This window comes from Ktedonobacter robiniae (assembly GCF_016587375.1).
GTDB classification, from domain to species: Bacteria; Chloroflexota; Ktedonobacteria; order Ktedonobacterales; family Ktedonobacteraceae; genus Ktedonobacter; species Ktedonobacter robiniae.
The window spans coordinates 1,008,182-1,021,096 of sequence record NZ_BNJG01000003.1 but is presented as its reverse complement, the minus strand read 5'-3'; the positions used below and the strand labels follow the sequence as shown (position 1 = coordinate 1,021,096).

The 12,915-nt window shown below is 47.3% G+C and carries 11 protein-coding genes; 2 read left to right on the top strand and 9 right to left on the bottom strand.

Features of this window, described 5'->3' with window-relative positions; genetic code table 11:
• The first annotated feature begins 215 nt into the window (after nt 1-215).
• Nucleotides 216-467, top strand: a complete 252-nt coding sequence (locus JMJ04_RS37090) for a transcriptional regulator (protein ID WP_201375390.1) — start codon at nt 216-218, stop codon at nt 465-467.
• A gap of 72 nt (nt 468-539) precedes the next feature.
• Here the strand turns inward: JMJ04_RS37090 and JMJ04_RS37085 are convergent, their stop codons facing one another.
• From JMJ04_RS37085 to JMJ04_RS37055, 7 genes are all read right to left on the bottom strand, one after another.
• Nucleotides 540-1,409 carry a 5'-3' exonuclease gene (locus JMJ04_RS37085; protein WP_201375389.1) on the bottom strand — a complete coding sequence of 290 codons (870 nt, stop codon included), beginning with the start codon at nt 1,407-1,409 and terminating at the stop codon, nt 540-542.
• Entirely contained in the window at nt 1,406-2,074 is a 669-nt protein-coding gene (locus JMJ04_RS37080; protein ID WP_201375388.1) for a hypothetical protein, read from the bottom strand. Before JMJ04_RS37080 ends, JMJ04_RS37085 begins: the two co-directional genes overlap by 4 nt.
• Nucleotides 2,075-2,347: 273 nt before the next feature.
• Complete coding sequence (locus tag JMJ04_RS37075; protein WP_201375387.1) at nt 2,348-2,491, bottom strand: hypothetical protein; 144 nt, start codon at nt 2,489-2,491, stop codon at nt 2,348-2,350.
• A 552-nt stretch (nt 2,492-3,043) separates the two neighbouring features.
• Entirely contained in the window at nt 3,044-3,559 is a 516-nt protein-coding gene (locus tag JMJ04_RS37070) for a nucleotidyltransferase domain-containing protein (protein WP_201375386.1), read from the bottom strand.
• Nucleotides 3,560-3,921: 362 nt separating this feature from the next.
• On the bottom strand, nt 3,922-4,755 hold the full coding sequence (locus tag JMJ04_RS37065; protein ID WP_201375385.1) for an aminoglycoside 6-adenylyltransferase: 834 nt from the start codon (nt 4,753-4,755) through the stop codon (nt 3,922-3,924).
• A 954-nt stretch (nt 4,756-5,709) separates the two neighbouring features.
• Nucleotides 5,710-7,080 (bottom strand): replicative DNA helicase, encoded by a 1,371-nt coding sequence (dnaB, locus tag JMJ04_RS37060; protein ID WP_201375384.1) that lies wholly within the window; start codon nt 7,078-7,080, stop codon nt 5,710-5,712.
• Nucleotides 7,081-7,084: 4 nt separating this feature from the next.
• Nucleotides 7,085-8,902, bottom strand: a complete 1,818-nt coding sequence (locus JMJ04_RS37055; protein ID WP_201375383.1) for a hypothetical protein — start codon at nt 8,900-8,902, stop codon at nt 7,085-7,087.
• Between the two features lie 286 nt (nt 8,903-9,188).
• Between JMJ04_RS37055 and JMJ04_RS37050 the strand changes: the two genes are divergently transcribed.
• On the top strand, nt 9,189-9,329 hold the full coding sequence (locus JMJ04_RS37050; protein WP_201375382.1) for a hypothetical protein: 141 nt from the start codon (nt 9,189-9,191) through the stop codon (nt 9,327-9,329).
• 538 nt (nt 9,330-9,867) lie between these two features.
• Here the strand turns inward: JMJ04_RS37050 and gltX are convergent.
• Together gltX and JMJ04_RS37040 are read right to left on the bottom strand one after the other, a co-directional pair.
• A complete protein-coding gene (gltX, locus tag JMJ04_RS37045) occupies nt 9,868-11,322 on the bottom strand; it encodes a glutamate--tRNA ligase (RefSeq protein WP_201375381.1) in 1,455 nt (484 codons plus the stop codon).
• Between the two features lie 519 nt (nt 11,323-11,841).
• On the bottom strand, nt 11,842-12,663 hold the full coding sequence (locus tag JMJ04_RS37040; RefSeq protein WP_201375380.1) for a UTRA domain-containing protein: 822 nt from the start codon (nt 12,661-12,663) through the stop codon (nt 11,842-11,844).
• Nucleotides 12,664-12,915: the final 252 nt, after the last annotated feature.

The window sequence follows — 12,915 nt, the reverse complement described above, 5'->3', positions numbered from 1 at the left end:
TTTGCCTCTTTTTTTGGCTTTGCAAGCATGGTTTGTAGTCTTCAATAACTATCTAGTGCCAGTGGCGGTTTTATGAAGAGTGTGTTGAAGGCCAATAGCCATTGGAGATGACGCAGATAGCAGAAATCGTTGTTTGGTGATTGAATACGTCTTTATATGAGATACAATGTATACAGTCACGATGTTTTGCAGCTAAAGGGGATGAGACAACACATATGCGTCTGGTACGCAAAGAAGAGAAAATAACAGCCATCTTCACACTACCATGGGAAGTAGCCTATCTCGTAGACCAGGAAGAACAATGGGTTCCTTTGTTTACGGCTGGAGGAATCAAGCATATAGGCGAAATTCATACGAAAACCTATGAAGTGCACCTAGTACCCGGTGAACTCATTATAGATAGACAAGTGGTGGTACTTGGGCCACCACAACACAGACATATAGAAAGCGCTGACATTGAGGTGTAAATAGAATTGAGAAGATATAGCGTTTTTGTCAACTTGAGTACAAGGTCATATGCTACCCTATTTCGATTTTTGTTATTCAGACGAGATAGCTTTGAATTTTTCAGCAAATAACCCAAGATGGAGAAAGATCTTTCGTACAGGTGTGTCTAACATGGGTCGATGAAAACAGGCCTCAAAAAGCTCTTGTTTTACAGGTAACGTTGTCTGGATTTTGATGAGTTTTTGATTTCTTACAACATCTTCTCGGGTACCACTTAGTAAGGCTTGCATATGAGGTGATAATTCAAAAAGATGTTCATAGAGATTGTCTACTGTATAATAAAGCTGTAAGAGAGAGGCTGCTCTTTTAGTTCCTATTCCGGTCACCCCTGGAATATTGTCGGATGCATCTCCTGTCAACGCTTTGAAATCAACATATTGCTTGGGCGTGACACCGAAAGTATCGTGGACAAGCTGTGGCGTAAATCGCGTTTCGTTCTTTCCTCTGCGTACATAAAGCGTTATGGTATCGCTTATGAGTTGTAGATAATCTTTATCGGATGAGACAATGATCACTTCTTGATTGCCTGCGGCATGTGCGTAGCTCCCAATAAGGTCATCTGCTTCAATTCCTGGTAGCTCTACCCATGGAATGCCTAAAACGTGCAATGCATCATACACAATATCCAGTTGTTCAAATGGGGAAGAGAGATTTGTGGTATCGGCGAGGGCTCGGTTGCTCTTATACGCTGGAAAGTGTGCAGCCCGTTCTGAGGGCATTTGAGAATCAAAACAAACAATTATGGTTGTTGGGAGAAATAGCTTTATCGTGCGAAGTATATCAGCTATCATCCCATAGGCCGCATGTATGCGTCGTCCATTTATTGCAAAGATTGTAGGTGGCATGCCCTGAAAATAGCGAAAAAGGAGATTATGACCGTCAATGAGAACAGTACGTTTCACAAAAGATCCTCTCTATGGCCTTGAACGGATAGAGTATTTTTCGATACATGCGAAAAGTAGATGTGTTTGAGGAAACGAGCAAAGTCCATTATCTCTTCTCGGTACTCGGCAAGCTTTTGTTGCTGAATTTCTAGAGGGGCACAGAGGTAAAAATCATGAGCCCCCTGGCTTTCCATACGTGTTCGGCTAAGGCCTAAGCGATGGAGGATCAGTCTTCGATCAAACGAGACCACACGGTCTTCGTAAAATCGTGAAAGATGTTCAACTAAGGTGGTGCGCATGGTACATTGTTGCATTCGTACTTGGTGATCGAGGAGATTTCTCTCCTCACTCTTCTCCTTGAGACGGGCTTGTGCCTCTTGGATCATGGAAGGATCGGCTTGCAGCTCTCGTTGTTCCTCAAGTTCTTGCCGCAATTGATGGGTTTCTGCGTTCAGAGCAATAAGCTGCTCTCGTAGCTCTCGAATAGGAGGGTCAATCTTCTCAATATCAACCCATGGCAATAAGAATCCTCTTTCGTCTATATGGCCCCCACAAGACATAGTTGTTGTGATGCCAAGTGCATTTAAAGCAACGACCATCTCAAGAATATCTGTGTCAATTGGCATCCCTAAACGATCTGTGACCCTGCTAAACTTCGCGAATAAATCGCCCCATTCTCTCATATGCTACCCAACCCTTAGAAACGAAAAAGACTTATCAACTGTCTGTTCCTCGCCACATATACTTTTACTTTTATATTATATCCAAAAGTAGGTTCTAAGCAACTAGTTGTTAATAAAAACATACTTTATGCAATTTATTCCTTATTGTATGTTTAAAGCATATGATAGTATAGTGTACTATCATATTTTCTGATGCGAGGTTTGTGTGGGGAAAGCGAAGGATGCCCTTGCTTGGAGAGAGCGAACGCGTTCTACCACAGCCAGGACATTCTACTACTGCGACGGAACTTCGAGCTGGCTACAGAAAGGCTGTTTGACCGGGGCAGCCGTGCTCATCTTGAAGCTGGGAACCCACCCCGAAATGGAGCGGCCCGCAATTTTGAACAGATCAATGCCATCGACAGCCAGTGTAACCATCAGTATCCTTCCGACAAGAGGAGTCTGCAGGACGCAATTTACACTCTTCACAAGAAGCGGTTTTTCCAGGGACATCTGTACCATTGATCACTCTTCGCACCGCTTGAGCACTCTTCACCCGAAAATCGGCTCTTGTTCATTTTCGGTGGAAAAGCTCATCAACAATTGAAAAGAAAGAGCTTGGGTGGCTTCTGCCGTGATCTTTTGCTGTGTTTTTCCACCGAAAGTGACCAAGACCCCGAAAATCTGTCAACTCTTCGCTCTTACTACCAGGTATTGCATGTCTTTTAAGAAAGCCAACCCAAAGGGGCTTTTCTTTCCTCAATGTTCAGGTTTTCTTTTGTCAATTTGTGCTCATGAGCAGTGCGTGTGAAGAAACGCTTGGGGTTCTCGTGGGGAACAAATATGAAATATTGTTGATTGCCCAATAAAACTTCGGTTTAACTAGCAAACTCACCTTCTACAGTCTGGAATCATTGGCAATCCTGAGAAGTTAGATAATGATAACAAGAGTAGCTAAAAACGCATATTCTGAGCCGATGCATATTGTATTCACTGAATAATGAAGCGTTCTCGTAAGCGTGCGATATCGTCCGCATGTTTCGGCAGGTGCGGAAGATCCGGCCGCCAGACTGGATATTGTTCTTTCAATTCAATTTGAACGAGTGGGTTCACAATAAGGCAAACTGTCTCACCGATTTGTCCTCGATGCGATCCCAACATTCCCTGCGGCCACAAGCTGCCAGCCGCTGGACCTCCAGCAACAATGAGCTCCCCTGTTTCATTGAGTCCTACCAGAGCAACTTGAATACTTTCTTCATCCTTGGTGAAATCCCGTTGCGCTTCGGGAGGCGGCCCTTGCTGTAAAGAGAAACCTGCTTGTTCAAGCGTTTCGACTAGACGTTCAGCATCTTTAGCCCAAGCGAAAAGATCAATGTCTTCATGCTCACGGGTGATCTGCCCCAAGGCGAAGTCCACTGCCCATCCGCCACGTACCCAAATTGAAATAGCTTTCGTTTCACATAAGGTCAAAATCTCTTGAAGAAGAATAAGTTGTCGAGAGTTCATAAAAAACCTTTCTACAAGAACTTTTCTTTAGGTGAGGAGACACACATTCTTTTTTATCCTCTCACCACCCTCCACTCGGTGGCTCCCCTACCAGCCCACCGGGGTTCGGTCGCCGAAGTTTGCGTTTTGCGCTTGGTGTGCGCAGGAAACCGGAGCATTCCATTGCGAGGTTCGAGGGTACGTGTGCTTGCACAATTGGGACATTCAACGAGCTGGACACCGCTGTTCAAAAATTGTTTGAAGTCAAACGGAATGTTGTAAATAAATCGCTCGCGATCTTCCCTGCCGCGTCCTTGTAGTGGATTAGGAAGCCATTCATCACTGGCCAGTTGGGATCATCCTTGCCAGCACGAGGAATCTCCTCATTCCTGGTGCTGCTGAAAGGCTATCGTTTCCTTGGCATAGTTGATCCAAGCAAGTAAAGGATAGCGACGTTCTTGATAGCCTGCTGACCATCGACTTGCTTGTGAATCAAACAAGATACTGCTTCGTTCCACACTTTCAAGAATCCCCAGAGGTGTGTAAGAGGAGTGAGTGACGTTCAATTGTGCAATAAAGGTATTCCCCATACCTCCCTCTCGATGATGACTGGTGCCCAGTTCACGATCACGCAGCATCATTTCCAACACGCACGTATCCTGGATGAGTTCGAGCGTCAGGTGTGTTGCGATGAGCAAATCATTGCGCATCACTTTGCTGGTTGCAAGCATTCCTTTAAACCAAAAAGCGTTTACCATGTCCTCAAACTGTTCTGATGAAACAACTGGTACAGGAGGGACGGTGAATATGGCTTTTGCAAGAATATCATCAATGAGTGGAGAACGTGAAAAAAGAGATTGGATTGCTTCACCGTAGAACGTTTGCTTAGGAAAGTCAGATTCCTGGATAAAAACACAATCAATTCGTCGGAAATCCGTGAAACATGCCCTCGTTGTTCCCGTGAGTTCACTTGAAGACTGACTAAAGGTGTACAGTTCGCCCAGCGGTGCCAGCCAGGAGGTTGTAGGGAAAAAGGAAGACAGAAATCCATCCGTGACAACAATGATGACATCGATATCACTCCAGGTATCTATCTGGACATGGAGATTGGCCAACGAGCCTTTCAATATCAAAGCTCGAACGTCCTCATTTGGTTGTAACAAAGCAATGAGAGCGCTAATGACTTCTTTTTGCCATAAACCTTTTTGGATATGCATTCTGTCTCCCTTATTTTTGGAAAGCAACGATGGAAAAAGGTATCTTGTTTCTTCTGCTATCCTCCGACCACGCCCCAGGTTGCTTTCCCCCCGACCCATCGTTGTCCGGTATTGGGCGTAGTCGTTTTGCGTTTGTCGTGAGACTTAACTGCAGGGCCCCACCATGTGGATCGAGGGTGCGTCGCGGCACAATTGGGACATTCCACGAGCGTCACACCGCTCTCTTAAAAACGCTTGAGGTCAATGGGAACTACCCCAGAAAACGTGCATTTAGACGTTAACGAAGAACTCAATTTACACCCTTCAAGCATAGTTTATCAGATGGGAGGCGGTTTTTCCTGAGTACATTCGTACCAGTGCTCACTCTTCGCGCCGATTGTCCACTTTTGGGCTCAAAACCGGGTCTTGCTCAATTTCGGTGTTTAAGCTCATCAACAATTGAAAAGAAAGAGCTTGGGTGGCTTCTGCCGTGATCTTTTGCTGTGTTTTTCCACCGAAAATGAACAAGAGCCTCAAAACCTGCTCACTCTACGTGCTTATTACCAAGTGGTGACGAACACAATGAAAGAATTGGTAATTGGGCTGAATGTTCGACGAAATCAGCCTCAATTGTCGAATGTTGGACTCAATCTTCGATCAAGCAAGAAACCATCTCGCCAGTACTGCTCTGGGAGCAGAAGAGACGAGGCAAAGGATGGAAACCTGTCTTGCGTCTTTTCCACCGAAAAATATTCTATTCTCAGGGAACGAGGAAGATAAGTGGAAGTCGTGTCGAAGTTTCACCCCAAATTTTTTTGGGCTGAATGTTTGACACAGAAGCAATCCACGCTCAAATTCCGTCGAACATTCAGCCCAATTACCAGAATCCCTTTGTCTGTGGTTAGAGTTTTCCATGAAAAACCTATGGGGTGTGACGAATTGCAATATGACGCATTCTCCTCTCTCACTGTTTCGTCATACATTTATCCCTTGACGCTTTCCTTCAGCATGCTCTATTTCAAGGTCACGAAAGCGTGTTTGTGGCTTGTCAAAGGCTAGGACGACTTCTCCAACTGGACCATGACGATGTTTGGCAATGAGCACATCTGCCGTTCCAGGACGTGTAGTATCAGGATTGTAGAGTTCATCTCGGTAGAGCAACCAGACCATATCAGCGTCGGCCTCAATGGACCCGGACTCGCGTAAATCGGAGAGCTGTGGCACTTTGGAGGCGCGTGCCTCCACGGCTCGCGAGAGTTGGGCCAGCGCCAGAATGGGAATGTTGAGTTCACGTGCCAGGGCTTTGAGAGAGCGGCTGATCATGCTCACCTGTTGCGTGCGGTTCTCCGCTTTCCGCCCCTCGCCACTGCTTGCATCCATGAGTTGTAAATAATCAATGATGATGAGATCGATATTATGCTCAGTAATCCAACGCCGGGCTTTGCTCCGCAGTTGCAGGGGAGAGAGATTGGCCGTATCGTCAATCCAAATCCCCGCCTCGGAAAGGGTGCTCATCGAGGCCGTGATCCGTTCCCATTCCTCATCCTCGACGAATCCTGCACGCAAGCGTTGCTGATCAATGCCAGCATCGATAGCCAGGAGTCGCTGCATCAGTTGCTCTTTGCTCATTTCTAGGCTGAAGATGCCGACGTTCTGGTGATAGCGGACGGCAGCATTGTAGGCCAGGCTCAAGGCGAAGCTGGTTTTGCCCACGGCAGGGCGAGCCGCGACAATGATGAGGTCAGAGGGTTGAAGGCCGTTGGTGAGTCGATCCAGACCTGTAAAACCAGTTGGGACCCCTGTAACCCCTTGCTTTTTGCTTGCCTGCATCAGACGGTCAAGATAACCGACCAGGATTTCACGAGCATGGGAGGCTGTTTGCGTTCTCTGGGTAGAGCGTTGCGTTACCGCAAAAATGAGTTGCTCAGCTCGTTCGAGGGTCGTGGTGACATCTTCTTCCTCATCCTCATAGGCTTCTGCGACGATCTGGCTCCCGGCGTGAATAAGGCGCCGTAATACCGAGGTGCGGGCCACAATGTGAGCATAGTGCAGGATATTCCCACTGGTAGGCACATGATTAACCAGAGAGAGGATGTAATTCTCGCCGCCGACCTCATCGAGCCGATGTTGTTGCTCAAGCGCATCGCAGAGAGTCACGAAGTCGGCTGGTGTCTGCTGCACGAAGAGTTGTTCAATGGCAGCATAGACCATCTGGTGTGCATCACGATAAAAATCCTCTGCGCGAATAAGATCGGCGACCTGGGTGATGGCATCAGGATCAATGAGTAAACTTCCCAGGACGCTGCTTTCCGCTTCAAGATTCTGTGGGAGGAGTCGTGGTTTCATCGTGTTAGGCCTCCTTTGCAAATGGCAGGGCTGGAAGACCAAACAGGTCGCGCCAGGTATCCATGCTGTCAAGCCGCTGCTGCCATTCCGCCTGCGAGTAGGCAATGGTTTGGGGGGATCGCTTACTCAGCAGTGATCCATCGATCAGCAGGGCGTAGCGGTCAGGCTGTCCTTCGCGGCTCATGTGGAGTAATTGGGTAAGTAGGAACCGAGTACGGAGATCTTCTCGCACCATTTGCTCGATCTCCAGGGCTTCCTGCTTACTCATCTGGACCTGCTTATAGTCGAGAGGAATGTTTAATGTGATCGGAGGATCGGATGGTTTGGTGAAGGGTGGCGTTGCAGCCCCCTGAATGCTTTGAGTAGCGGTTGTGTATGTCGCTGGCGTTGCTGCTGCAAGTGTTGTGCGTATCTCTGCCAGGGAAAGACATCCATAGCGGGTGATCCACTCCTCAACCTCCTGAGGGACAGCAAGGTCATATTCGCGGCAGCGGTTCGTGAAGAAGCCACCTGGTCGGACCATCTTCCAGCCATCACGATGGAGACGGACCAAGGTGGTGAGGAAGGCCGCAGTGATGATATGAGGATCCCGTGGTGCTTTGCCTGGTTCTCTGAGCAGTTTGAGATATTTGGGATAGACCCCTTGATCCTGTTCGAGTTCCTCAGCCAGCATTTCTGCAATACGACGAGGTTCACAATACGTATACGTCTTTATGTAATTATAAATATCTAATACGTTACGTATAGGGGCGTCTCCCTGTTCGTGCTCTTGGGGTAGACACGAGCTCGAAGAGGCTTTTCCGAGTCTCCCAGAAGATGGAGAAGCAGGAGACGGTGTTGCTGCAAGGTTTGTAGTCACGTCTCCCTGGTGGAGAGGTTTTGGGAGACGTGATATCAATTGTTTCATATCGAGTCTACCAGATGAGATCGAGGAAGGAGACGTGGCTGTTGGAAGCAAAGAAGAGGCGTCGCCCTGTTGTGCCTTGTGAGGAAGACTCGCTGCTCGATGTTCCTGGTTACGCCTCTCTGAATCTGACCGAGCATGCTGTCGCAATGTAGTTGTCTGGGATATGCCGTCTCCCAATGTGCTGGGAAATGGAGGACGCGCGAAAGGTTTGCGTGGAGAAGGCGTCGTTTCACATCTTCTCATGAGAGAGGATTGAGTAGACGCGTTGAGCAACGCATCGGTATTTGTCTCTGGCAGCGAACGGTGAGGGATCAGGGATTTTGTGAGAAGGGTATTGGTCAATGCCAGGGCCTCGGTCAGGCGCACGCGAGAACGTCGCCTGGATGTGTTTGGCTGTGGTTGGAGAAAGGATTGGAGGAGGCGGAGTTGTTGCGTCCACTCCAGAGCAATCAATCCGTAGACGTAGCAGCGCTCTTTGACTTCTTGAGCCAGGGCACGCAATTTGGGACGACTGGTGGTAATAAGCGTATCGAGATTGGCTTCAAGGGTCGCAGGCGGCTCATAGGGACCCGTAGAGAGGCGGAAAATCAGGTGCCCTTTCGTTTTTTGCTTGGTGAGGACTCCTAACGCGGTATAGAGCGCCACATATTTGTGGGTTGTGTCGTTGCTGAAGCCTAACTCCTGCCCAAGAGTCGCAATACTTTGGGTACAAAGCGAGAGTGTATTGATTCTCCTGGCGGATGTTGTATGCGCGTTGGTTGCTCGCTCGTGAAAATGTTGCAAGAAGTCCAATCCTTGCGTTGAGGGTGGGAAGACATGAGCAACAAGAGTAAACAAAGACCGGTTAACCTGTTGTGTGGTTGAAATAGTATATGGGGAAAGAACCTCTTGAGGATCTTTGAGACGAGAAGACATTGAGATGCTCCTTTGGGAATGATAGATTGAAAAGTATCTACAAGCCGGAGAAGCAAGCGACCTTTACCAAAAAGCATACGCTAAAGTGCATGATAATGCTAGCCACAAGGTGTCACACTTTGTGTATCATTTTCGTTTTGTTACATTTGTATGCTCTGGTGGAGCGCTCCCAGAACACAGGACCACTAGAAAGTGTGACATCGCAAGAGGGCAGGACGTGAGAGATTCAGGGAAGGGATGAAGGGGCGTGAGAGGGAAATGGAAAGGATCAGCCTGGAGTCACTCTATGGAAGTCAAAAAGCAAGCCGTGGACCTGATTGTCAAGGAAGGCTATGGGACCACGGAGGTCAGTTGGTATACTGGGCTTCCTCGTGCGACCTTATATCGCTGGCTCTACTGCTATGAACACTGGGGAGAGCAATGGTAATGCCATCCGCATTCCTCAACATCTAGAGCGTATGGATTGCCTTCCCGAACGTAAACTACCAACAAGGCCAAGATGTCTCGTGACGAAAGTCCTCATGAGACTCTCGGCTTCAAATTGAAGCAACAACTGGCCGCTTCTGAACAATTGTGTGGGCAACAAACCCAGCACATCACTGAGATCGAGGAGGAGGTGAGCGCCTTAAAAAGAGCCATGCTCCGCAGGAGCACCAGCGCGAATGAACAAGGACAGCAAGTATGTCCTTGTCCAGAGGGAATGCAGTGGCTATCTTTTCGCACTCGTAGCTCAGCACTTTGCCTTTTGAATTTTTAGCCATGTACGAGCATAAGGAGAATGAGCCATTCTGGGAGAGTGTTCTTATTGAATATCGCTCATTTGGCTCGTCATATGCCAAATTCTCATTTTTGCATATATTTTTCTCATGGGCCAAAATACTTGGAATATGAAAAAAGTTTCCCCTTTGTTGAGTAAAGGGGAAGGCTTTTGAGATATTGATCATCTACAAGGTTTTAGGGCAAGCTTACATCCAGTTCGCTAAGCGTGCGATGACTTGCTGACGTTTTATCAAAAAGATGCTCTCGAAAAGAGGGGGACTCACAGTACGTCCAGAAATGGCGACACGCAAAGCGAGCAATGCATCTTTGGGCTTGAGTGCCATGTCATCAATTGTTGCACGAATAGCTTTTTCAATAGGAGAGGTATCCCACTCAACTTTTTTCAAGGCTTCTGTCACATTATGGATAAATGGCTTGGTTTCTGATGATAAGAACTTATTTACTGCTTTCTCATCATTTTCAATCTCATCCGTAAAGAAGAAATCGATGTAGGGAGGAACTTCATCTAAGAGGCGTACCCGCTCTTGTACTAATGCCGCAATATTCACAAACCATGCCCAATTATCGCGAAGAAACTTCTCTGATGCTAGCCCAGCTTCTACGACAAACGGAAGACTCAGTTCTGCAAATACCTCACGCGTTTTCCCACGGAGGTATATCCCATTCATCCACTGAAGTTTTTCTTCATCAAAGATTGCAGCAGACCGACTGACATCAGTGATATGAAAATCTCGGATAATTTCTTCCTTCGTCAGGAACTCTTTCCCCTCTTCTTTGGGAGTCCAGCCCAGCAGAGCAAGATAATTGAAGAGCGTCTCACTAAGAATTCCTCGCTCACGAAAAGAACGAACCGACATTTCTCCCTTCCGTTTCGAAATCTTGCCTCGCCCTGCATTGAGTAAATGAGAACAGTGTGCAAATCGAGGTGGTTCTGCTTCAAGCGCACGGTAGATGAGCACTTGAATGGGCGTATTTGATATATGTCCCTCGCCACGAACCACATCGGTTATGTGCATGGTCAAATCATCAACTACCACAGCGAAATTGTAGAGGGGGACGCCACTGGCCCGCATAATCACGGGATCGCTTATGGTATTCGTGTGAAATTCAATCCGTCCACGAAGAAGATCATCGTAGGCAACCAATTGATTGTCAGGAATAAACAGACGCCACACGGGTCGACGACCCTCTGTCTCCTTTTTTGCTTGCTCCTCTTGAGTCAATGCGAGGCAGCGACGAGAATACTTATACGCAACTTTTTGACGATCTGCTTCTTTACGTTCTTCGGCAAGCTCTTCTGGTGTGCAATAACAAGGATAAACAGCTTCTTGTTCTTTGAGCATCTCAAAATGTTCCTGATACAGACTCATGCGTGCTGTTTGGTAGTAGGGAGCAAATGGGCCACCAATGTCTGGACCTTCATCCCAGTCTAATCCTAACCATTGCATTTCGCTGATGATGACCTCTTCCCATTCACGCTTTGAACGCTCTTGATCAGTGTCTTCGAAACGAAGCACGAATGTAGCGCCCTGGCTTCGACATTCAAGCCAATTAAAAAGCATGGTATGGGCATTGCCAACATGAATGGGACCTGTAGGGCTAGGAGCAAAACGCAAACGCTTATTCTGGGTTGGTTTCATTGTGTCCTCTCAATTACACGTTAGATATCTTGTCACTTGTTTGTAGCTAATTTGAAGCGATTGTACAAGTTAGGTGAGAGAAATGTCAATGGCATGCAACACCTCATACTTCATGTTTTGAGAAATTGGTTATGGCGGCTAATCCTATCTACATCATGGGAGCAGTCCAGGGGAGCATATTATCCTTCCCCCTCTCATGCCCCTTCATCCCTTTACTTGATCTCTCGCGCCCAATGTCGTTTTGTTTTCTGGTCCTGTTTTCAGAAAGCAGTCCAAGGTTTTGGAAGATGTACGATGTATTCGGTTTCGCAAAGTGAAGGACGAAAATGTCCTATAGACATCACATGTTCTCTACCAGACAGATATGTGGAGTCAATAGGACATTTCTGTTCTGGACTTCTCTTGTGTTCTTTGACATACTCTTTGCTAACAGAAGAAGCTGCATGCTGGTATATGTCCTCTTGATGCAGCGTATCTCGTCTACATATGTGGATTTTGCTTCTGTCTGTTTGTTTGGTCTTATGAGATGTCTTGTTCTCTCAGGGGAAAGGAGTAGGTCAGTTGATACCCCTCGCTCTCCAGGGTGAGAAATTGAACAGCAAGAGGGCTATCCTTGGCATCGAAGATGCGTCGTTGGAGCTTGAGAAGAGGTGAGGGATCATCGGGCGAGCGCTCAAAAAGAATGCGCTCGATGCTCTGCGCCTGTCTGACCTGGACGCTTTCGGTGCAGGAGGTGGGGTGTTTTCCGAGTTGAGCGATAAGTTGATAGACGTTTGCCTCGGGACGCTCTATTTCAGGAAGAACATCAGCAAACCAGAAGGGAAGGTAGGTATCGCTAATTGAAATTACGGTCTTATCAGGACGCCTTTTGCGCTCACGGTAGAGGATAACTTTCTCGCCTACGTTGAGAGCAAGCAGGTCAGCAATCTCCTGATCCGCGTATTGAATCTTGAGCAGAAGAATCTCTTTGTCTGTTGTGTGTTCGCTTGCAGGCCTATCGGAATGTAAGGCGCTCTGGCGTGGTAATGAGATCTGATACGTTTGCGAGAGGTCTGCTACGCGATACTCATTGAGAGAGGCATTATTGGGCCAGGTGCGTTCACGTACGGGGAGAATCTTCACCAATCCCTCGTTCGCGAGTCGCATCAGAAGCATCTGCGTTGTGGTGTTATTGATACGATATGTCTCTTCAATCTGTTTGGGTACGAGAAGTTGCTGTGCTTGATAGGTGCCTGACAAAATATGTTTGCGAATCTCAAGATAGGCTTGGGTGGTTTTGCTTCCCATGCGCAATTCAGGCGGAGGTGTCTGAATGAGTTCTTCGAGCGTTGATTCGTGCATTCTTTGTCTATCCTCCGTCTTCTTAAACGCCTTTTCTCGTTAATATAACGCTACCACCCAGGACCTGCATTCATGTGAGTCCTCTCCGCCTCAGAGGGAGTGCGGAGGCATTATACCATAAGCACCTCTGATTGCCTATATCAGGAGGATATGAGACTTGACAAGCTTTGTAGTCAAATGGTATGCTCGTTACAACAACTGATAATAATTATCAGTTGTGAATCTGATAAATGTAGTCAAAATAGTAGGAGG